At 52.5% G+C, this 20,789-nt stretch carries 19 protein-coding genes; 11 read left to right on the forward strand and 8 right to left on the reverse strand.

Features of this window, described 5'->3' with window-relative positions:
• Window positions 1-201 precede the first annotated feature (201 nt).
• Together ACLJPE_RS21915 and mdtD are read left to right on the forward strand one after the other, a co-directional pair.
• Window positions 202-906 carry a FadR/GntR family transcriptional regulator gene (locus tag ACLJPE_RS21915; protein ID WP_001131144.1) on the forward strand — a complete coding sequence of 235 codons (705 nt, stop codon included), beginning with the start codon at window positions 202-204 and terminating at the stop codon, window positions 904-906.
• Between the two features lie 11 nt (window positions 907-917).
• Window positions 918-2,345 (forward strand): multidrug transporter subunit MdtD, encoded by a 1,428-nt coding sequence (mdtD, locus tag ACLJPE_RS21920; protein ID WP_000202071.1) that lies wholly within the window; start codon window positions 918-920, stop codon window positions 2,343-2,345.
• Here the strand turns inward: mdtD and rbsR are convergent.
• From rbsR to kup, 7 genes are all read right to left on the reverse strand, one after another.
• On the reverse strand, window positions 2,311-3,309 hold the full coding sequence (gene rbsR, locus ACLJPE_RS21925; protein WP_000224487.1) for a ribose operon transcriptional repressor RbsR: 999 nt from the start codon (window positions 3,307-3,309) through the stop codon (window positions 2,311-2,313). The two genes, mdtD and rbsR, sit on opposite strands and share 35 nt — an antisense overlap.
• Window positions 3,310-3,312: 3 nt before the next feature.
• Complete coding sequence (rbsK, locus tag ACLJPE_RS21930) at window positions 3,313-4,242, reverse strand: ribokinase (RefSeq protein ID WP_001646884.1); 930 nt, start codon at window positions 4,240-4,242, stop codon at window positions 3,313-3,315.
• Between the two features lie 132 nt (window positions 4,243-4,374).
• The gene (gene rbsB, locus ACLJPE_RS21935) at window positions 4,375-5,265 is read right to left on the reverse strand and encodes a ribose ABC transporter substrate-binding protein RbsB (RefSeq protein WP_001056260.1); all 891 of its coding nucleotides are present in this window, start codon (window positions 5,263-5,265) and stop codon (window positions 4,375-4,377) included.
• A 24-nt stretch (window positions 5,266-5,289) separates the two neighbouring features.
• The gene (rbsC, locus tag ACLJPE_RS21940; protein ID WP_000211345.1) at window positions 5,290-6,255 is read right to left on the reverse strand and encodes a ribose ABC transporter permease; all 966 of its coding nucleotides are present in this window, start codon (window positions 6,253-6,255) and stop codon (window positions 5,290-5,292) included.
• 5 nt (window positions 6,256-6,260) lie between these two features.
• A complete protein-coding gene (gene rbsA, locus ACLJPE_RS21945; protein ID WP_000339364.1) occupies window positions 6,261-7,766 on the reverse strand; it encodes a ribose ABC transporter ATP-binding protein RbsA in 1,506 nt (501 codons plus the stop codon).
• A gap of 7 nt (window positions 7,767-7,773) precedes the next feature.
• Entirely contained in the window at window positions 7,774-8,193 is a 420-nt protein-coding gene (gene rbsD, locus ACLJPE_RS21950) for a D-ribose pyranase (RefSeq protein WP_000715944.1), read from the reverse strand.
• A 196-nt stretch (window positions 8,194-8,389) separates the two neighbouring features.
• On the reverse strand, window positions 8,390-10,258 hold the full coding sequence (kup, locus tag ACLJPE_RS21955) for a low affinity potassium transporter Kup (protein ID WP_000102338.1): 1,869 nt from the start codon (window positions 10,256-10,258) through the stop codon (window positions 8,390-8,392).
• Window positions 10,259-10,605: 347 nt separating this feature from the next.
• Between kup and ravA the strand changes: the two genes are divergently transcribed.
• Together ravA and viaA are read left to right on the forward strand one after the other, a co-directional pair.
• Window positions 10,606-12,102 carry an ATPase RavA gene (gene ravA, locus ACLJPE_RS21960; RefSeq protein WP_039514921.1) on the forward strand — a complete coding sequence of 499 codons (1,497 nt, stop codon included), beginning with the start codon at window positions 10,606-10,608 and terminating at the stop codon, window positions 12,100-12,102.
• Complete coding sequence (gene viaA / locus ACLJPE_RS21965) at window positions 12,096-13,547, forward strand: ATPase RavA stimulator ViaA (RefSeq protein WP_000956592.1); 1,452 nt, start codon at window positions 12,096-12,098, stop codon at window positions 13,545-13,547. Before ravA ends, viaA begins: the two co-directional genes overlap by 7 nt.
• A 4-nt stretch (window positions 13,548-13,551) precedes the next feature.
• On the opposite strand, the gene asnA is transcribed toward viaA, so the two are convergent.
• Complete coding sequence (asnA, locus tag ACLJPE_RS21970; protein WP_000845123.1) at window positions 13,552-14,544, reverse strand: aspartate--ammonia ligase; 993 nt, start codon at window positions 14,542-14,544, stop codon at window positions 13,552-13,554.
• 150 nt (window positions 14,545-14,694) lie between these two features.
• On the opposite strand from asnA, the gene asnC reads away from it, so the two are divergent.
• The 7 genes from asnC to atpE all read left to right on the forward strand — a co-directional run bounded on the left by asnC (window position 14,695) and on the right by atpE (window position 20,786).
• Window positions 14,695-15,153 carry a transcriptional regulator AsnC gene (gene asnC / locus ACLJPE_RS21975; protein ID WP_000433016.1) on the forward strand — a complete coding sequence of 153 codons (459 nt, stop codon included), beginning with the start codon at window positions 14,695-14,697 and terminating at the stop codon, window positions 15,151-15,153.
• Window positions 15,154-15,242: 89 nt separating this feature from the next.
• The gene (mioC, locus tag ACLJPE_RS21980; protein ID WP_001518982.1) at window positions 15,243-15,686 is read left to right on the forward strand and encodes an FMN-binding protein MioC; all 444 of its coding nucleotides are present in this window, start codon (window positions 15,243-15,245) and stop codon (window positions 15,684-15,686) included.
• Between the two features lie 378 nt (window positions 15,687-16,064).
• The gene (mnmG, locus tag ACLJPE_RS21985) at window positions 16,065-17,954 is read left to right on the forward strand and encodes a tRNA uridine-5-carboxymethylaminomethyl(34) synthesis enzyme MnmG (RefSeq protein ID WP_000499872.1); all 1,890 of its coding nucleotides are present in this window, start codon (window positions 16,065-16,067) and stop codon (window positions 17,952-17,954) included.
• Window positions 17,955-18,056: 102 nt separating this feature from the next.
• The gene (gene rsmG, locus ACLJPE_RS21990; protein WP_001519938.1) at window positions 18,057-18,680 is read left to right on the forward strand and encodes a 16S rRNA (guanine(527)-N(7))-methyltransferase RsmG; all 624 of its coding nucleotides are present in this window, start codon (window positions 18,057-18,059) and stop codon (window positions 18,678-18,680) included.
• A 615-nt stretch (window positions 18,681-19,295) separates the two neighbouring features.
• On the forward strand, window positions 19,296-19,676 hold the full coding sequence (gene atpI, locus ACLJPE_RS21995) for a F0F1 ATP synthase subunit I (protein ID WP_000116685.1): 381 nt from the start codon (window positions 19,296-19,298) through the stop codon (window positions 19,674-19,676).
• Window positions 19,677-19,684: 8 nt separating this feature from the next.
• On the forward strand, window positions 19,685-20,500 hold the full coding sequence (atpB, locus tag ACLJPE_RS22000) for a F0F1 ATP synthase subunit A (RefSeq protein WP_000135632.1): 816 nt from the start codon (window positions 19,685-19,687) through the stop codon (window positions 20,498-20,500).
• Window positions 20,501-20,546: 46 nt separating this feature from the next.
• Entirely contained in the window at window positions 20,547-20,786 is a 240-nt protein-coding gene (atpE, locus tag ACLJPE_RS22005; RefSeq protein ID WP_000429386.1) for a F0F1 ATP synthase subunit C, read from the forward strand.
• Window positions 20,787-20,789: the final 3 nt, after the last annotated feature.

The following is a 20,789-nucleotide window of genomic DNA, read 5'->3' on the forward strand; positions in this document are numbered from 1 at the left end:
GTTCCGTGTCAGTGGTGGCGCATTATAGGGAGTTATTTCTGCCTGACAAGAGGAAATTTAAAATAATTTTCTGAGTGTCTCTTTTTTCATCAACGGCGTGCTTAACGTGCCATAAAATAAGCAAATTGCCGTTATTGCAACTGCAATCACACTTCCAGGTGGCATACTAATAACCAAACGAAAGAGAAAGGAAGAACATTCATGCCTTTAAGCGCACAACAATTAGCCGCACAGAAAAATCTATCCTATGTTCTGGCTGAAAAGCTGGCGCAGCGGATATTAAAGGGTGACTACGCCCCCGGTACGATTCTTCCCGGCGAAATAGAACTGGGCGAGCAGTACGGCGTAAGTCGAACGGCAGTTCGCGAAGCGGTGAAAACGTTGACGGCTAAAGGTATGGTGCTACCCCGTCCGCGCATTGGTACGCGGGTGATGCCGCAGGGAAACTGGAACTTTCTGGATCAAGAGCTGCTGACCTGGTGGATGACGGAAGAAAATTTTCATCAGGTGGTAGATCATTTTCTGGTGATGCGTATTAGCCTGGAGCCGCAAGCCTGCCTGCTGGCGGCGACTCTTGGCACACCGGAGCAGAAAGCGCGGCTTAATGCCTTAATGGAAGAGATGGTCGCGCTGAAAAAGCATTTTAAGCGTGAACGATGGATTGAAGTGGATATGGCATGGCACGAGCATATCTACGAAATGAGCGCCAATCCCTTTCTAATCTCTTTTGCGACGCTATTTCATTCGGTTTATCACACTTACTTTACCTCAATCACCTATAACGAGGTGGTAAAGCTGGATTTGCACCAGGCCATTGTTGATGCCATCGCTGATGGCGACGGCGAACGCGCTTTCCAGGCCTGCCAGGCGTTGTTAATAGCGCCCAATGAAAGACCAGATAATTAACAGGATATTGAATGACCAGCAAAAAAGCGCGCAGTATGGCTGGCCTGCCGTGGATCGCGGCGATGGCCTTCTTTATGCAGGCGCTAGACGCCACCATTTTGAATACCGCTTTACCGGCTATTGCGCATAGTCTTAACCGTTCACCACTCGCCATGCAGTCCGCTATTATCAGTTATACCCTAACAGTAGCTATGTTAATTCCGGTAAGCGGCTGGCTGGCTGACCGCTTCGGTACGCGTCGCGTCTTTATGGTTGCCGTAAGTCTGTTTACGTTAGGCTCGCTGGCCTGCGCGCTCTCCAGTTCACTATCTGAATTGGTTATTTTTCGCGTCGTACAAGGCGTCGGCGGAGCGATGATGATGCCAGTGGCGCGGCTGGCGTTATTGCGAGCCTATCCGCGTAGTGAGCTGCTGCCTGTTCTTAACTTTGTCACTATGCCGGGGCTGGTAGGTCCGATTCTGGGGCCGGTATTAGGCGGCGTACTGGTGACCTGGGCAAGCTGGCACTGGATCTTCCTGATTAATATTCCCATTGGTGTTGCAGGCATTCTGTATGCCCGCAAATATATGCCCAACTTCACCACGCCGCGTCGCAAGTTTGACATGACCGGCTTCTTTCTTTTTGGGTTAAGTCTGGTTTTATTTTCCAGCGGAATGGAACTGTTTGGCGAAAAGATTGTGGCGACATGGATCGCATCCGCCATTATTTTTTGCAGTATCGTTCTACTATTGGCCTATATCCGCCACGCCCGCCGTCATCCGACACCGTTAATATCACTATCGCTGTTTAAGACACGCACATTTTCCGTCGGTATTGCCGGCAACCTCGCCACGCGTCTGGGGACAGGCTGCGTACCTTTTTTGATGCCGTTAATGCTACAGGTTGGTTTTGGCTACCCGGCTCTGATCGCCGGCTGCATGATGGCGCCGACAGCTTTGGGTTCTATTATCGCGAAATCGACCGTAACGCAGGTTTTGCGACGTTTGGGATACCGGAAGACTCTGGTCGGCATTACGGTATTTATCGGTCTGATGATTGCCCAGTTTTCGTTTCAATCTCCCGCCATGCCGATCTGGATGCTCGTACTGCCGCTATTCATTCTTGGAATGGCGATGTCCACTCAATTTACGGCAATGAATACAATTACTCTTGCGGATCTGACGGACGATAACGCCAGCAGCGGCAACAGCGTTCTGGCGGTTACGCAGCAATTGTCTATCAGTTTAGGCGTGGCGATCAGCGCGGCGGTGTTACGTATTTATGAAGGTTTTGCGGGCACCAGTACCGTGGAACAGTTCCACTATACCTTTATCACGATGGGGGCGATCACTATCGTGTCCGCGCTGATGTTTATGCTGCTAAGAGCCAAAGACGGCAACAATCTGATTAAAGAACGGCATAAATCTAAACCGACCCACGCACCGTCAAAACCGGAGTAAGCTGAAGTCGCTGTTGTTGCAAGGCGGGCTGCGCCATCCGATGAATCAACACATCAATAGCCAGCTCGCCCAATTCATCTTTCGGCTGATGGATAGTCGTCAGCGGCGGCGTCATATAGCGCGCCAGCTCAATATCATCATAGCCAATGACTGCCATATCTTGCGGGATACGAAGCCCCGCCTGATATAGCGCCTGATAGGCGCCGACAGCCATCGCATCGTTTCCGGTAAAAACCGCTTGCGGTCGCTGTTGATGGGCGAGTAACGCCTGCATGGCGTCAAAGCCGCCGCCAAATTCAAAATCGCCGGTGATCTCATAGCCTTGCGGAATAGCCAGCCCTGCGCGTTTCATCGCCGCCCGATACCCTTCCAGCCGCAAACGCGCTGGCGTTTTGTCCAGCGGGCCGGTAATACAGGCTATTCGGGTAAATCCTTTATCGATAAGGTGTTGGGTGGCAAGATCGCCGCCTAACAACGAATTATCCTGAATGAGATCGCTATCGCCCTCACCATCAAACGGCGACCAGTCCATCATGACGGTAGGAATAGACGGATAACGCTCCATGATTTCACGAGAAGGCTGATGCGTTTCGGTACACAGCAGCAGTAAACCGTCTACCCGTTTTTGCATCAGCGTCTCCAGGTTACGGTTCATCCGTTGCTCGTCGCCTTCGGTATTGCACAGCACCAGACTATAACCGCGCTCAAAACAGCTTCGCTCAACGCCGCGCACCAGTTCGGAATAAAAAGGGTTGGTACTGGCGGTAATTAGCATACCAATCGTGCGGGTCTGGTTTAACTTGAGGCTTCGCGCCAGCGCGGAAGGCGCATAGTTAAGTGATTTAATCGCCGCTTCAACTTTTTCGGTTATCGTCTCACTCACAAAGCGATCTTTGTTAATAACGTGAGAGACCGTCGATGTAGAGACTCCCGCCAGGCGGGCAACATCTTTCATAGTAGCCAAGCGTTACCCCTGCTGATGTAAAAACGCTTCTATCTCTTCGCGCCACGGAACGGAAGGTTGCGCGCCTTTACGCGTTACGGCAATCGCGGCGGCGGCATGAGCAAAGCGAATCGCTTCCGGCAACGGCGTCTCCTCCAGTATCGCGGTGATAAAGGCGCCGTTAAACGTGTCTCCGGCGGCAATGGTATCGACAGCCTCAACGCTAAATCCAGGAACGCGGCGGCCCTCGCCGTTTACGCTGGCCCAGACGCCACGGCTTCCTAAGGTAATTAATACGGTTCGAATGCCTTTATCATGCAAAACCTGCGCAGCTTTCGCGGCATCGTCGTCATTTTCCACACGCACGCCCGTCAGCTTTTCAGCTTCCGTTTCATTTGGCGTGATGATGTCCACCAGCGCCAGCAGTTCATCCGGTAGCTCACGGGCAGGCGCCGGGTTAAGCGCAACAGTAGTATGATGTTGATGGGCGATTTTAGCCGCCGCCAGTACGCTTTCCAGCGGCGATTCCAGCTGCATCAGTAACGCATCCGCCTGCGCGATACGTTCACGTTGCGCATCAACCAACGCCGGCGATAACGCGGCATTCGCTCCGGCATGAATACCGATGACGTTCTCGCCTTCGCCGTTAACGAAAATCAGCGCCACCCCGGTAGACTCGCCTTTAATGACGCTAACTGGCGTGATATCAATACGATCGCTGACTAATTGTTTACGAATACTGTCGCCAATATCGTCATCGCCTGTGCAGGCAATAAACGCAATATTTGCCCCGCTACGCCCCGCAGCAACCGCCTGATTCGCGCCTTTCCCGCCAAACGCGACCTGATAATGGCTACCGGTTACCGTTTCACCCGGGGTAGGGAAGGACTCAAGATTAAGGATATGATCGGCATTAATGCTGCCAAGGACGATGAGATTACCTGCGGTTTTCATATTCGGGGTTCCACGTCAAAGTGCGCCACCGGTTAGGGTGGCGCGTGCCCTGCTTTTCTTTTTTTACGTTCACCTCAGCGGAGGCTCGCGTATTTCTGTCGCCATCAGGCCATAGTTGACCCGTGTCGTTTATTACTGCTTGATGACCAGTTTCAGGTCAACCGGATATTTGGCCTGAACTTTTTCGCCTTTCAGCACCTTATCCGCCACTTCAACGCCTTTGGCGCCGATTTGATCCGGTAACTGAGCGATAGTCGCTGCCAGTTTGCCATCTTTTACGGCCTTTTCGCCATCCGGCGTACCGTCAAATCCAACCACCATCACATCTGCTTTACCGGCAGTTTGCAGCGCGCGCAGTGCGCCCAGCGCCATTTCATCGTTCTGGGCGAAGACAGCCTGAACATCCGGATGCGCGGTCAGCAGGTTCTGCATGACGTTCAGACCCTTAGTACGGTCGAAATCGGCAGGCTGGCTGGCCAGGACATTAAATTTGTGGGCGGCTACCGCCTGCTGGAAACCTTCGCCACGCTCACGCGCCGCGGATGTTCCGGCAATGCCTTGCAGCTCAATCACTTTGGCGCCTTCACCAGCTTTTTTCGCGATATAGTCGCCAGCGATCTTACCGCCCAGCACGTTATCAGACGCGATATGGCTGACGACATCACCTTTGGTTGCCTGGCGGTCAAGTGTGATAACCGGAATCTTCGCCTGGTTAGCCATCTTCACCGCGTTACCCACCGCATCGGAGTCAGTCGGGTTGATCAGCAAAATTTTGGTCCCGCGAACGGTTAAATCCTGCACGTTCGCCAGCTCTTTGGCAGGGTTGTTCTGGGAGTCCAGCACCACCAGGTTATAACCCAGTTTATCCGCCTCTTTTTGCGCCCCGTCTTTTAACGACACGAAGAAGGGATTATTGAGGGTAGAGATCACCAGCGCAATGGTGTCCTTCGCCATTGCATTCGCGCTCACGGTGGCGCTCAGCGCAACAGCAGATACCAGGGTAGCCAGTTTTTTCATGTTCATATTTCAGATGTCCTGTAGTCGTTGTTACTGCTTTTTGTTGTCTACCAGTACCGCCAGCAAAATCACCACCGCTTTGACGATCATCTGGTAATAGGAGGAAACACCTAACAAATTCAAACCATTATTAAGGAAGCCGAGAATCAATGCGCCGATCAATGTCCCAACAATGCGTCCTTTACCGCCAGCAAGGCTGGTGCCGCCCAGCACCACGGCGGCAATAGCATCCAGCTCATAGCCGGTACCCGCCGTCGGCTGCGCGGAAGAGAGGCGCGCCACTTCAATGATGCCCGCCAGCGATGCTGTCAGGCCGCAAAGTGAATAGACGATAATTTTCACTTTGCTCACGCTAATGCCAGACAGACGCGTCGCCGCTTCGTTACCGCCCAGCGCGTAGATATAGCGTCCCAGACGGGTGTGATGCAGCATATACCAGGCGGCGATAAAGACGATGGCCATGATCCAGACCGGCGTAGGAACGCCCAGCGGACGGCCGATACCGAACCAGCCAAACAGATCGGCGTTATCGGTAAAGCCGGTGTTGACCGGGCTACCGTCGGTGTAAACCATCGTCACGCCGCGCAGTAGCAGCATCATCACCAGCGTAGCGATAAACGCCTGTACGCGGCCTTTCGCGACGATAACGCCAGTAACGGCGCCAATCGCAGCGCCCAGCGCCAGCGCGGCGGCAACCGCGACCAGCGCATTCACTTCAACGCCGACGATTGAAGCGGCAACCGCGCCGGTGAGCGCCAGCAGGGAACCGACGGACAGATCGATCCCCGATGTCAGAATCACCAACGTCATCCCCACCGCCATAATGGCGTTGACGGAGGTCTGTTGAAGAATATTGAACAGATTATTAACGGTAAAAAAGTTGGGGCTCAACGTCGAAACAATCGCGATCAACACCAGCAGGGCAATGAGCGACTTCTGCTCAAGAAGCCACGCTTTAGTGAAATAACGGCGACCAGAAACAGCCTGGGTTGTCATCTTTTTTACTCCTGATTCACGCGATTAAGCTTGCCCACTGCGGCAGCCATTAACACTTCCTGGGTGGCCTGCTCGCGAGTAAATTCACCGCTGAGATGCCCTTCATGCATGACGATGATGCGATCGCTCATGCCTAATACTTCTGGCATCTCAGATGAGACCAGAATGATGCTCAGGCCGTCGGCCTTAAACTGGTTGATAAGCTGGTAAATCTCTTTCTTGGCGCCGACGTCCACGCCGCGGGTCGGCTCGTCGAGAATGAGCACTTTCGGGCGCGTCATCAACCCGCGGGCAATCGCCACTTTTTGCTGATTACCGCCAGAAAGCAGGCCTATCGCCTGTTCCATTGACGGTGTCTTGACGTTGAACAGACGGATAAAATCCCCCACCGCCTGTTGCTCATCTTTGTGTTTCAGGCTTCCGCCAGCGCGGCTGAAATAGTCCAGCGCCGTCAGCGACATATTCTCTTTAACTGACATGCCGAGCACCAGTCCATCGCGCTTACGGTCTTCAGAGATATAAACGATGCCATTGGCCAGCCCGTCCTGCGGAGAACGCGTCACCACTTCGTGTCCATCAAGCGTCACGTAACCGCTGGTTCGCGGCATCGCGCCGTACAATACTTTCATCAGCTCGGTGCGACCGGCGCCCATCAGGCCGGAAATGCCAAGAATCTCGCCTTTTCGCAGCACAAAAGAGACATCATTCACGCCCGGTCCGCACAGATTATCGACCTTGAGGCGAATCTCACCCGGCGCGTTATCCAGATGCGGGTACTGATCTTCCAGCTTACGTCCCACCATCATTTCGATAAGAGAATCTTCGGTCAACGTGGCCACTTCACGCTCGGCGATAAATTGCCCATCGCGGAAGACCGTCACGTCATCGCAAATTTCGAAGATCTCTTTCATACGGTGGGAGATATAGACAATGCCGCGCCCCTGCGATTTTAATTCGCGGATAACGCGGAACAGAGAGTCGGTTTCAGTGTCGGTCAGCGCATCGGTCGGTTCATCCATAATGATGACTTTGGATTCGAAGCTCAGCACTTTGGCGATTTCCACCATTTGCTGATCGCCGATAGAGAGTTCGCCCACCAGCTTATCGCTCTTAAAGCGCAGATTGAGTTTGTCTAAGAGGTGGTCGGCTTCGGCATACATCTTTTTCCAGTCGATTTTGCCAAAGCGATTCACAAACTCACGGCCCAGGAAGATGTTTTCCGCAATGGTCAACTGCGGGATCAGGTTCAGTTCCTGATGAATAATGCCGATCCCGGCTTCCTGAGACGATTTAGGCCCGTTAAAGGTGGTCTCTTTACCCAGCCATAACAACGATCCTGCATCTCGCGTATAGATGCCGGTTAATACTTTCATCATGGTGGATTTTCCGGCGCCGTTTTCCCCCACCAGCGCCATAACGCGGCCAGGATAAACGTTTAACGCGGCGCCGGAGAGAGCCTTCACGCCGGGGAACGCTTTATCGATCCCTTTGAGTTGCAGTAATGCGTCCATAGCGGCCTCAGAAAGTGACGCCAGCGCAAAGAATGACGTTCGCATACGGGGAACACTCCCCGCTGCGAATCACCGCCTGACTGTCTGCAGTCAATTTTTTGAATTGTTCGTGTGTCGTATAACTAATTTTTATGGTGTTTCCCTGGTGTTGCTGCAGTTGCTCAAGGTGAGTGAGCAACGTTTCGTGGAGCTGCGGATTCTGTTGTTTGATTTCCGTTGCAAGAATCGCCGCCTCAACCTGCATTTCCCGGGTCACAACATCCACCACCTGCATAAAAGAAGGTACGCCCTGGGTTAGTGCCATATCGATACGCGCGGTGCTATTCGGGATAGGTAAACCCGCATCACAGACCACCAGAGTATCAGTATGCCCCAGACGGGAAATGACCGACGAGATTTCAGAGTTGAGTACGGTGCCTTTCTTCATTTTTCTGCTCCACTAGCGAAACGTTTCGCTGGCCGCAGTGTAACCCTGGATGTGTTCATAAAACCATCATGACGTAACAGAATTGTGATCGCCGTCGAAACGTTTCGCTAGCGGAAATCAGGCGATTATCGTGTGGGAATCTACGGATTGGCCAAGCCGGGCAAGCCAACGCGGCCCCCGGCATGGTGATGGGAGGTTAAATCTCGACCTGAGTTCCTAACTCAATCACGCGGTTAGGCGGGATCTCGAACTGATCCGGCGCGCGCAGGGCGTTGCGTTGCAGCAACAAATACAGCTTGCCGCGCAGACGCAAATACCACGGGCGTTTGCCGACAATCAACGACTCGTGCGACATAAAGAACGACGTTTCCATCATCCGACAGCTAAGCCCTTCCAGACCGCAGCGGTGGAACACCTCTTCAACGTTTGGCGTTTCGCGCCAGCCGTAGCTGGCCACCACGCGCCAGAATGTCGGAGACAACTGCTCAATCTGCACCCGGCGAACGTTATGCACATAAGGCGCATCTTCCGTACGCAACGTCAGTAAGATTACGCGCTCATGCAACACTTTGTTGTGCTTCAGGTTATGCAATAAAGCAAAAGGGATCACACTGAGCGCGCGCGACATGTATACGGCAGTACCCGGCACCCGAACCGGCGGTGACTTCTCCAGTGAAGCAATCATCGCTTCCAGCGAATTACCGTGTTCATGCATACGACGCAACAGGCGGAAACGCTCGCTCTTCCAGGTGGTCATGATCGTGAACATGATCAGGCCCAGGCTCAGCGGCAGCCAACCACCGGACAACAATTTGTCGAGGTTAGCCGAGAACAGCGGGATATCCACGCACAGGAACGCGATGAGGATCAGCGCGACAAAATATTTGTTCCAGTGCCAGTTCTTACGCGCCACGGTCGTAGAAAGAATAGACGTCAGCACCATCGTGCCGGTCACGGCGATACCATAGGCCGCCGCCAGGTTGCTGGAGTGCTCAAAGCTAACAATAACAACCACGACCGCGAAATAAAGCAGCCAGTTAACGAAAGGGATATAGATCTGACCGGACTCCATCTCGGAGGTATGGATAATGCGCATTGGCGACAAATAGCCAAGACGCACGGCCTGACGCGTCAGCGAAAAGACGCCGGAAATGACCGCCTGGGAGGCGATCACCGTCGCCAGCGCGGCCAGAATCAGCAGCGGAATTAACGCCCAGTCCGGCGCCAACAGGAAGAAGGGATTTTTAATCGCTTCCGGATGCTTTAGTAGCAATGCGCCCTGACCAAAGTAGTTCAGTACTAACGACGGCAGTACCACGGTAAACCACGCCAGGCGAATCGGGAACTTACCGAAGTGTCCCATATCGGCGTACAACGCCTCTACGCCGGTAATCGACAGCACCACCGCGCCCAACGCAATAAATGATACGGTTTTATATTCAAGGAAAAAACGTACCGCCCAGACAGGATTCAGCGCATGTAACACTTCGGGATTGGCGATAATACTGCGCAGGCCAAGTACCGCCAGGATTAAAAACCAGGTCAGCATAATCGGCGCAAAGAGTTTCCCTACCATTCCCGTACCGTGCTTCTGAATCATAAACAACAGAGTCAGCACAATAATGGAGAGCGGGACAATCCAGGTATCCAGCTGCGGCGCGACAATCTCCAGGCCTTCAATCGCCGACATCACCGAAATCGCCGGCGTAATGACCACTTCGCCATAGAAAAAGCTGCCGCCTATCAGTCCCATGATAACTAACATGGATGTAGTGCGCGCCGAGGTATTACGCCCGGCAAGCGACATCAGCGTCAAAATTCCACCTTCACCCGCGTTATCGGCGCGCATCACGAAGGTGAGATATTTGATGGAAACCACAAAGATGAGTAGCCAGAAGATCAGCGACAGAAAACCAAACACGGCATCTCGTTCAACGCCAAAACCAAACTGACCGGACAAACATTCACGAAGCGTATAAAGCGGGCTGGTACCAATATCACCGTAGACAACCCCAATAGCTGCGAGGGTAATCGCAGGCAACGATTGCTTATTATCAGTGCTCATAGACTCATCTTTCGTTTATACACGTCACCCTTCACGCTACCTCCTTGTCGGCTGCATTCGCTTACCCCAGTCACACGTTTAAGTCAGTGCCAGGGGATTCACTCCTTTGCCGCCTTGATGTAGTTTGAATGAATGAGTGTATAGATATGAAATGTGTGCTTAGTCCCTTGGCCCACAAAAAAGCGCACAGTATGCACGATTAATCATAAAATCGTACCCCTAAATGAAGCCAGATTAACCTGGCTCAAAGAAAAATAAACAGCGCATCAGACGATTATAGCCCCGGTGGTGAAACGTCTATACTCGCAATTAGCATGATCCATTTGTCGAAAGGACGCCTCTTTATTATGGCTCACCCACATTTATTAGCGGAAAGAATTTCCCGTCTGAGCAGCGCCCTTGAGAAGGGGCTGTATGAACGTAGTCACGCCATACGCCTGTGCCTACTGGCGGCGTTAAGCGGTGAAAGCGTCTTTTTGTTGGGCCCGCCCGGTATCGCCAAGAGTCTGATTGCCCGCCGCCTGAAGTTTGCTTTCCAGCGCGCCCGCGCTTTTGAATATCTGATGACACGCTTTTCCACGCCGGAAGAGGTTTTTGGCCCGCTCTCTATTCAGGCGCTGAAAGATGAAGGTCGCTATGAACGCTTAACGACCGGCTACCTTCCCGAAGCCGAAATCGTTTTTCTGGATGAAATCTGGAAAGCCGGGCCCGCTATCCTGAACACATTGCTGACCGCCATTAACGAACGCCATTTCCGCAACGGCGCGTTTGAGGAAAAAATTCCGATGCGGCTGCTGGTGGCGGCCTCTAACGAACTGCCCGAAGCGGACAGCAGCCTGGAAGCCTTGTACGACCGAATGTTGATTCGCCTGTGGCTGGATAAAGTTCAGGATAAAGCCAATTTCCGCTCCATGCTGGTTAGTCAGCAGGATGAGAGCGATAACCCGGTCCCCGCCTCGTTACAGGTTAGCGACGAAGAATATCAACAGTGGCAAAAAGATATCGGCGCGATTTCACTCCCTGATCCGGTCTTTGAGCTGATATTTACTCTGCGCCAACAGCTGGATAATTTGCCGAATGCGCCTTATGTCTCCGACCGTCGCTGGAAGAAAGCCATCCGCCTGTTACAGGCCAGCGCCTTCTTTAGCGGACGCGACGCGGTTGCGCCGATTGACCTTATCCTGCTAAAAGATTGCTTGTGGTATGACGCGCAGAGTCTGAATCTCATGCAACAGCAACTGGAAATATTGATGACCGGACACGCCTGGCAGCAGCAGGCCATGCTGACTCGCCTCGGCGGTATCGTCCAGCGTCGCCTCCAGTTGCAGCAACAGCAAAGCGATAAAACCGCTTTCACCGTCATTAAAGAAGGCGGTATATTCAGCCGCCGCCCGCATTACACTTTACCGCCGGAAGCCAGCGCGTCAACGTTGACGTTATTGCTACAAAAACCGCTAAAACTGCATGATATGGAAGTGATCCATATTACCTTTGACCGCAGCGCGCTGGAACTTTGGCTGACCAAAGGCGGCGAGATCCGCGGCAAACTGAACGGGATCGGCTTTGCCCAAACGCTGAATATGGAAGTCGATAACGCTCAACATTTGGTGGTGCGCGACATCAGTCTACAAGGTACCCGTCTGGCGTTACCGGGAGCGGCTGAAGACAGTATGCCTGCGGAGATCAAACAGCAGCTGGAAACGTTAGAAAACGACTGGCGCCAGCAACATACCCGCTTCAGCGAGCAGCAACATTGCCTGTTTATTCACAGCGACTGGTTAGGGCGCATTGAGGCCAGCCTGCAGGATGTAGGAGAACAGATCCGCCAGGCGCAACAATGCTGACGCTGGATACGCTAAATACCATGCTGGCCGTCAGCGAAGAGGGAATGGTCGAAGAGATGATCCTCGCGCTACTGGCTTCCCCACAGCTGGTCATTTTCTTTGAAAAGTTTCCGCGTTTAAAAAACGCCGTGACCGCCGATCTCCCGCGCTGGCGGGAAGCGCTACGCAGCCGTCTTAAAGACGCACGCGTTCCGCCGGAACTCACGGAAGAGGTCATGTGTTATCAGCAAAGCCAACTTCTCTCTACACCACAGTTCATCGTGCAACTGCCGCAAATACTGGCGTTGCTTCATCGCCTGCATTCACCGTATGCCGCGCAGGCGAAGCAGTTGACGGAGAGCAACAGTACATTTACCCCTGCGCTACACACGCTTTTTTTGCAACGCTGGCGGTTAAGTCTGGTCGTGCAGGCCACCACGTTAAACCAGCAACTACTGGAAGAAGAGCGCGAGCAGTTGCTGAGTGACGTTCAGGAACGGATGACGTTGAGCGGGCAACTGGAACCGACGCTGGCGGAAAATGATAATGCCGCAGGCCGCCTGTGGGATATGAGCGCGGGACAGCTTAAACGTGGTGATTATCAACTGATCGTCAAATACGGCGAATTTCTCGCCGCCCAGCCGGAGCTAATGCAACTGGCGGAACAACTGGGACGTTCGCGGGAAGCCAAATCGGTACCGAAAAAAGACGCGCCGATGGAAACCTTTCGTACACTGGTACGCGAACCCGCTACGGTGCCGGAGCAGGTTGACGGTATTCAGCAAAGCGATGATATTCTGCGCCTGTTGCCGCCAGAGCTGGCGACGCTCGGCATCACCGAGCTGGAATATGAATTTTACCGCCGGTTAGTGGAAAAACAGCTCCTCACCTATCGCCTGCATGGCGAAGCGTGGCGTGAGAAAGTGACCGAACGGCCGGTAGTACACCAGGATGTCGACGAGCAGCCGCGCGGACCGTTTATTGTCTGCGTCGATACTTCAGGCTCGATGGGGGGATTTAACGAGCAGTGCGCAAAAGCGTTCTGCCTGGCGTTGATGCGCGTTGCGCTGGCGGATAACCGCCGCTGCTTTATTATGCTGTTTTCCACTGACGTTGTGCGCTATGAACTCTCCGGCCCGGAAGGTATCGAGCAGGCCATCCGCTTTTTAAGTCAACGTTTTCGCGGCGGCACGGATATCGCCAGCTGTTTTCGCGCCATTATTGAAAGAATGCAGGGACGGGAATGGTTTGATGCCGATGCGGTGGTCATTTCGGATTTTATCGCCCAGCGCTTGCCGGATGACGTGGTGAGCAAAGTGGGAGAGTTGCAGCGTCTTCACCAGCATCGATTCCATGCGGTGGCGATGTCGGCGCACGGCAAACCCGGCATCATGCGCATTTTCGATCATATCTGGCGCTTTGACACCGGGATGCGAAGCCGCCTGCTGAGACGCTGGCGGCGCTAACGGCTTATAAAATAGCAGGAATGCTTTCGCGAACCTGCGCGGGCCATACGCCGCACTGCACCTGACCAATATGCGGCAATTGCAGCAGCAACATCGTCAGACGCGACTGCCCAATCCCGCCGCCGATGGTCTGCGGCATTTCGCCGCGCAGCAGCGCCTGATGCCACTCCAGTTGCAAACGATCTTCATCACCGGTCAACGCCAGCTGGCGCATCAGCGTATCGGCATCTACGCGGATACCCATAGAGGAAAGCTCAAACGCATCTTCCAGCACCGGGTTCCACACCAGGATATCGCCGTTCAGACCGGCGTAGCCCAGCTCAGATGCGGAGCTCCAGTCATCATAATCCGGCGCGCGTACATCATGGCGGTGGCCATCGCTCAGTTTACCGCCGATCCCCACCAGGAAAACGGCGCCAAGTTCTTTGGCGATCGCGCGTTCGCGCCCTTTCGCATCCAGATCCGGATAGCGAGACAACAGCTCCTGGCTGTGAACAAACTGAATTTGCTCTGGCAGGAACGGCGCCAGACCAAACTGTTTATGCACTTCCGCTTCCGTCGCCTTAATACCTGCCCATATAGCCTCTACTGTGCTTTTCAGGGTGGAAAATTGGCGCTCGCCATCGCCCATGACACGCTCCCAGTCCCACTGATCCACATAGACCGAGTGGAGCGGAGAGAGTCGGTCTTCATCGGGGCGAAGGGCTTTCATGTGCGTGTACAGCCCTTCGCCCGCGCTGAAGTCATGCTGCCCCAGGGTTTGACGTTTCCACTTCGCCAGTGAATGCACCACTTCGAACTGGGCGTCAGGCAATGCTTTCACTTTTACCTGCACCGCTTTTTCACAGCCGGACAAATTATCCTGCGTACCATCTCCTACGCGACTCAGGATCGGCGCCTGGACCTCAATCAGACCCAGACGCTCCTCCAGCTGGCGAGAGAAATGTGATTTCACGAAGCTAATTTGACGTTGTTTGGCAATGTAAGCGGTTTTCATTTTTTTACTCCTGCGTCCTGTTGCCTATGATTAAGCAACAAAACGAGAGCACTATTCAATAATCAACAGACAAAAAGCTAACTTAGATTTTGATTCGTTAAAAATAATGGCTAAAATAGAGATAATCATTAATCTGCATAAGAAAAAGCGATGGAAAATTATCAGATCGACAATCTGGACCGCGGCATACTTGACGCCTTAATGGAAAATGCCCGCACCGCCTACGCCGAACTGGCCAAACAATTTGGCGTTAGCCCTGGAACCATTCACGTTCGCGTCGAGAAAATGAAGCAGGCCGGGATCATTACGGGCGCACGGATTGACGTCAGCCCTAAACAACTGGGCTACGATGTGGGCTGCTTTATTGGCATCATCCTCAAAAGCGCCAAAGACTATCCCTCCGCACTGGCCCGGCTGGAAAGCCTGGATGAGGTGACGGAAGCGTATTACACCACCGGTCACTACAGCATCTTTATAAAAGTGATGTGCAAATCAATCGACGCGCTTCAGCACGTACTTATCAACAAGATCCAAACAATTGATGAAATTCAGTCCACTGAGACACTGATCGTCTTGCAGAACCCGATCATGCGCACTATCAAGCCATGATCGGCTTTTTTAATCCCACATTTTTCCACAGGTAGATCCCAGCTCGTTCACAGAGTACAATGCAGCCTCTTTACCTGAGCGAGCGATCAATGGCAGACATTACTCTTATCAGCGGCAGCACCCTGGGCGGCGCCGAATACGTCGCGGAACATCTGGCGGAAAAGCTGGAAGCTGCCGGTTTTTCAACCGAAACGGTGCACGGTCCGTTATTAGAGGATCTGTCAACTTCCGGGATCTGGCTGATAATCAGCTCAACGCACGGTGCCGGAGACATTCCGGACAACCTGACCCCTTTCTATGAAGACCTTCAGACGCAGAAACCCGATCTTTCCGCGGTACGTTTCGGCGCAATTGGCATTGGTAGTCGAGAATACGACACGTTTTGCGGCGCGATTGAGAAAATAGAAGCGGAACTGAAAGACGCTGGCGCAAAACAGGTTGGGGAAACACTGAAGATCAACATCCTTGAACATGAGATTCCGGAAGATCCAGCGGAGATTTGGCTCGGATCCTGGATTAATTTACTCAAATAAGTGTAAAGATCGTGCGATCCATTGTGGATAAATCTGGTGGAAAGCTTGGATCAACCGGTAGTTATCCAAAGAATAACCGTTGTTCACTTTTTGAGTTGTGTATAAGCACCCGTTTTGATCCCAGCTTATACGGACCACGATCACCGATCATTCACAGCTAGTGATCCTTTCCAACGCATTGATCTTTATTACAGGATCCGGGTTATCCACAGCCTGGCGCGATCCTAATAAGAGATCACAATAGAACAGATCTCTAAATAAAAAGATCTTCTTTTTAATAGCCCGGATCCCGGGGCTTTCTCCATCGGCTAAAGTTGAGTAGAATCCACCGCCCGGGCTTCAATCCATTTTCACACCGCGTTATGCGAGGCAATTACCATGTTTTATCAGGATCCTTTTGACGTCATTATTATTGGCGGGGGTCATGCAGGCACTGAGGCCGCGATGGCCGCGGCGCGTATGGGTCAACAGACTCTGCTTTTGACACACAATATTGACACGTTGGGACAGATGAGCTGCAACCCGGCGATCGGCGGTATTGGAAAGGGACATCTGGTAAAAGAGGTGGATGCGCTCGGCGGTCTGATGGCGAAAGCGATTGATCAGGCAGGTATTCAGTTTAGGATACTAAACGCCAGCAAAGGTCCGGCCGTTCGCGCTACCCGGGCTCAGGCGGATCGAGTCTTATATCGCCAGGCGGTGCGTACCGCGCTGGAGAACCAGCCGAACCTGATGATCTTCCAGCAAGCGGTTGAAGATCTGATTGTCGAAAACGATCGCGTTGTCGGCGCCGTGACCCAAATGGGGCTCAAATTCCGCGCGAAAGCGGTGGTGCTGACCGTCGGAACCTTCCTGGACGGCAAAATTCATATTGGTCTGGATAACTACAGCGGCGGTCGTGCTGGCGATCCGCCATCCATCCCGCTATCTCGCCGTCTGCGTGAGCTTCCGCTACGCGTCAGTCGCCTGAAAACCGGCACACCGCCGCGTATTGATGCGCGTACTATCGATTTCAGCGTGTTGGCTCAACAGCATGGCGATAACCCGATGCCGGTTTTCTCGTTTATGGGGAATGCTTCTCAGCATCCGCAACAGGTGCCGTGTTACATCACGCATACCAATGAGAAAACCCATGACGTGATTCGTAATAACCTCGATCGTAGCCCAATGTACGCTGGCGTGATCGAAGGGATCGGCCCACGCTACTGTCCTTCGATCGAAGACAAGGTGATGCGTTTTGCCGATCGTAACCAGCATCAGATCTTCCTTGAGCCGGAAGGACTGACCTCTAACGAGATTTACCCTAACGGTATCTCCACCAGCCTGCCGTTTGACGTGCAGATGCAGATTGTCCGTTCCATGCAGGGTATGGAGAACGCGAAGATCGTTCGCCCTGGTTACGCGATTGAGTACGATTTCTTCGACCCGCGCGATCTGAAACCGACTCTGGAAAGTAAATTTATTCACGGCCTGTTCTTTGCTGGTCAAATCAACGGTACTACCGGCTATGAAGAGGCTGCGGCGCAGGGCTTGCTCGCTGGTCTGAATGCCGCGCGTCTTTCCGCCGACAAAGAGGGCTGGGCGCCTGCGCGCTCTCAGGCTTATCTCGGCGTGCTGGTGGACGATCTCTGTACGCTGGGCACCAAAGAGCCGTATCGCATGTTTACCTCCCGCGCCGAATATCGCCTGATGCTGCGTGAGGACAATGCCGATCTGCGTCTGACCGAAATGGGCCGCGAGCTGGGTCTGGTGGATGATGAACGCTGGGCGCGCTTCAACGAGAAGCTGGAAAATATCGAACGAGAACGTCAGCGGCTGAAATCGACATGGGTAACGCCGTCTGCGGAATCCGCCGATGAAGTGAATGCGCATTTGACCACGCCTCTCTCCCGTGAGGCCAGCGGCGAAGATCTGTTGCGTCGTCCGGAAATGACCTACGCGCAGCTCACTTCGCTTGCCGCATTCGCGCCTGCGCTTGAAGATGAGCAAGCCGCTGAGCAGGTGGAAATCCAGGTCAAATACGAAGGGTATATCGCTCGCCAGCAGGATGAGATTGAAAAACAACTACGTAACGAGAATACGTTGCTGCCTGCCACGCTGGATTATCGTCAGGTTTCCGGTCTGTCGAACGAAGTTATCGCCAAGCTGAACGATCATAAACCGGCGTCTATCGGTCAGGCATCGCGTATCTCCGGCGTTACGCCAGCGGCAATCTCCATTCTGCTGGTATGGCTGAAAAAACAAGGTATGCTGCGTCGTAGCGCTTGATAACACTAATTTGGCGGGGGCGCTTCGCTTGCCCGCCCTACAAATTTGTAGGCCCGATAAGCGAAAGCGCATCGGGCATTTGATTATTAACAGGTAATGACCGTGCTCAACAAACTCTCTCGTCTGCTGGCTGATGCCGGTATTTCTCTTACCGATCACCAGAAAACGCTGCTGGTCGCCTACGTTGATATGCTGCATAAATGGAACAAAGCATACAACCTGACGTCAGTGCGGGATCCCAACGAAATGTTGGTACGCCATATTCTCGACAGCATAGTCGTTGCGCCGTATCTTCAGGGACAGCGTTTTATCGATGTAGGAACAGGACCGGGGCTGCCGGGCATCCCGCTGGCTATTGTTCTCCCTGACGCGCATTTCACCTTACTCGACAGCCTGGGCAAGCGGGTACGTTTTCTGCGTCAGGTCCAGCACGAACTGAAACTGGAAAACATCACGCCGGTTCAAAGCCGCGTTGAAGCCTATCCCTCCGAACCGCCGTTTGATGGCGTTATCAGCCGCGCTTTCGCATCGTTGAATGATATGGTGAGCTGGTGTCACCATCTGCCGGGAGAGAAAGGGCGTTTTTATGCCTTAAAAGGGCAATTGCCAGGGGATGAAATTGCCTCACTACCTGACAATTTTAGCGTCGAATCTGTTGAAAAATTACGCGTTCCGCAACTGGAAGGCGAGCGGCATCTGGTGATTATTAAGTCAAACAAAGTTTAATTTTTATCAAAAAAAATAGAAAAAAAACGACGCGGCTTGTGTTAAAAATCGACAGGTATAACGCATTTCAGCGTTGTTGCATTTAACTCTGGATTTACGGTTTCGTTTCAACATGACAACGTCGCTTCTTTTGTTAAAACAGAGAGTAATCAACTTTGTAAATATCAGTCTGCTAAAAATCGAATCGAAAAATCACTTTTGCTTGTTAAATTTTTATTATAAATGTCAATGGGGCGTTTTTAAGGTGTAAGCTGGTATTTTTAAAACAGTACCTGGTTTTACGCTTAAATATCAAAAAGATGAAAAGGCATGAATTGACACGTAAATGAATTGCGTAAGCATGAATATGTTTAATGTGTGATCTGGTGCACGCTTTATCGCCAGTGTTTTCGCGCTATTTGCAGTTTTGTACGATCGTTCACACTTTGGCTAAAAGTTAAAAATGCGGGCCAGAGAAAAATATTTAAACATTTATTCACCTTTTGGCTACTTATTGTTTGAAATCACGGGTGCGCACCGTATAATTTGACCGCTTTTTGATGCTTGACTCTAAGTCTTAAAGAACGTTTTATACGACACGCGGCATACCTCGAAGTGAGCAGGAGTAAAAACGTGATGTCTGTGTCGCTCGTGAGTCGAAACGTTGCTCGTAAGCTTCTGTTCATTCAGTTTCTGGCGGTAATAGCAAGTGGATTGCTGTTTTGCCTCAAAGACCCCTTCTGGGGCATCTCCGCAGTATGTGGGGGATTGGCAGTGGCACTGCCTAATATGTTGTTTATGATATTTGCCTGGCGTCACCAGGCGCATACACCTGCTAAGGGCCGCGTGTCCTGGACTTTCGCCTTCGGTGAAGCCTTCAAGGTGTTAGCGATGCTGGTTTTACTGGTGGTGGCGTTGGCGGTTTTAAAGGCGGTGTTTTTGCCGCTGATCGTTACGTGGGTTTTGGTGCTGGTGGTTCAGATACTGGCGCCGGCTGTAATTAACAACAAAGGGTAAAAGGCATCATGGCTTCAGAAAATATGACGCCGCAGGAATACATAGGACACCATCTGAATAACCTTCAGCTGGACCTGCGTACTTTCTCGCTGGTGGATCCGCAGAACCCCCCAGCCACCTTCTGGACGCTCAATATTGACTCCATGTTCTTCTCGGTGGTGCTGGGTCTGTTGTTTCTGGTGATGTTCCGTAGCGTTGCTAAAAAAGCGACCAGCGGCGTGCCAGGCAAGTTTCAGACCGCGATTGAGCTGATAGTCGGCTTTGTGCATGGCAGCGTCAAAGACATGTACCATGGCAAAAGCAAGCTGATTGCGCCGCTGGCCCTGACGATTTTCGTCTGGGTATTCCTTATGAACCTGATGGACTTACTGCCTATCGACCTGCTGCCGTATATCGCTGAGCATTGGCTGGGTCTGCCAGCAACGCGCGTGGTGCCGTCTGCTGACGTCAACATCACCCTGTCGATGGCGCTGGGCGTATTCATCCTTATTCTGTTCTACAGCATCAAAATGAAAGGCATCGGCGGCTTCGCTAAAGAGTTGACGCTGCAGCCGTTCAATCACTGGGCGTTCATTCCTGTCAACTTAATCCTTGAAGGGGTAAGTCTGCTGTCCAAACCGGTTTCTCTCGGTCTGCGACTGTTCGGCAACATGTATGCCGGTGAGCTGATTTTCATTCTGATTGCTGGTCTGTTGCCGTGGTGGTCACAGTGGATTCTGAATGTGCCGTGGGCCATTTTCCACATCCTGATTATTACGCTGCAAGCCTTCATTTTCATGGTTCTGACGATTGTCTATCTGTCGATGGCGTCCGAAGAGCATTAATTTACCAACACTACTACGTTTTAACTGAAACAAACTGGAGACTGTCATGGAAAACCTGAATATGGATCTGCTGTACATGGCTGCCGCTGTGATGATGGGTCTGGCGGCAATCGGTGCTGCGATCGGTATCGGCATCCTCGGGGGTAAATTCCTGGAAGGCGCGGCGCGTCAACCTGATCTGATTCCTCTGCTGCGTACTCAGTTCTTTATCGTTATGGGTCTGGTGGATGCTATCCCGATGATCGCTGTAGGTCTGGGTCTGTACGTGATGTTCGCTGTCGCGTAGTAA

This window comes from Salmonella sp. SAL04196, from assembly GCF_046550835.1.
Classification (GTDB): Bacteria; Pseudomonadota; Gammaproteobacteria; order Enterobacterales; family Enterobacteriaceae; genus Salmonella; species Salmonella enterica.

Bases quoted from the DNA above. Each gene is read 5' to 3' on its own strand.
- rbsC (WP_000211345.1), bottom strand. From the start codon at position 6,255: ATGACAACCCAGGCTGTTTCTGGTCGCCGTTATTTCACTAAAGCGTGG.
- asnC (WP_000433016.1), top strand. From the start codon at position 14,695: ATGGAAAATTATCAGATCGACAATCTGGACCGCGGCATACTTGACGCC.
- rbsK (WP_001646884.1), bottom strand. From the start codon at position 4,242: ATGAAAACCGCAGGTAATCTCATCGTCCTTGGCAGCATTAATGCCGAT.
- atpE (WP_000429386.1), top strand. From the start codon at position 20,547: ATGGAAAACCTGAATATGGATCTGCTGTACATGGCTGCCGCTGTGATG.
- mioC (WP_001518982.1), top strand. From the start codon at position 15,243: ATGGCAGACATTACTCTTATCAGCGGCAGCACCCTGGGCGGCGCCGAA.
- kup (WP_000102338.1), bottom strand. From the start codon at position 10,258: ATGAGCACTGATAATAAGCAATCGTTGCCTGCGATTACCCTCGCAGCT.
- ACLJPE_RS21915 (WP_001131144.1), top strand. From the start codon at position 202: ATGCCTTTAAGCGCACAACAATTAGCCGCACAGAAAAATCTATCCTAT.
- rbsD (WP_000715944.1), bottom strand. From the start codon at position 8,193: ATGAAGAAAGGCACCGTACTCAACTCTGAAATCTCGTCGGTCATTTCC.
- viaA (WP_000956592.1), top strand. From the start codon at position 12,096: ATGCTGACGCTGGATACGCTAAATACCATGCTGGCCGTCAGCGAAGAG.
- atpI (WP_000116685.1), top strand. From the start codon at position 19,296: ATGTCTGTGTCGCTCGTGAGTCGAAACGTTGCTCGTAAGCTTCTGTTC.
- rbsB (WP_001056260.1), bottom strand. From the start codon at position 5,265: ATGAACATGAAAAAACTGGCTACCCTGGTATCTGCTGTTGCGCTGAGC.
- asnA (WP_000845123.1), bottom strand. From the start codon at position 14,544: ATGAAAACCGCTTACATTGCCAAACAACGTCAAATTAGCTTCGTGAAA.
- ravA (WP_039514921.1), top strand. From the start codon at position 10,606: ATGGCTCACCCACATTTATTAGCGGAAAGAATTTCCCGTCTGAGCAGC.
- atpB (WP_000135632.1), top strand. From the start codon at position 19,685: ATGGCTTCAGAAAATATGACGCCGCAGGAATACATAGGACACCATCTG.
- mnmG (WP_000499872.1), top strand. From the start codon at position 16,065: ATGTTTTATCAGGATCCTTTTGACGTCATTATTATTGGCGGGGGTCAT.
- mdtD (WP_000202071.1), top strand. From the start codon at position 918: ATGACCAGCAAAAAAGCGCGCAGTATGGCTGGCCTGCCGTGGATCGCG.
- rbsA (WP_000339364.1), bottom strand. From the start codon at position 7,766: ATGGACGCATTACTGCAACTCAAAGGGATCGATAAAGCGTTCCCCGGC.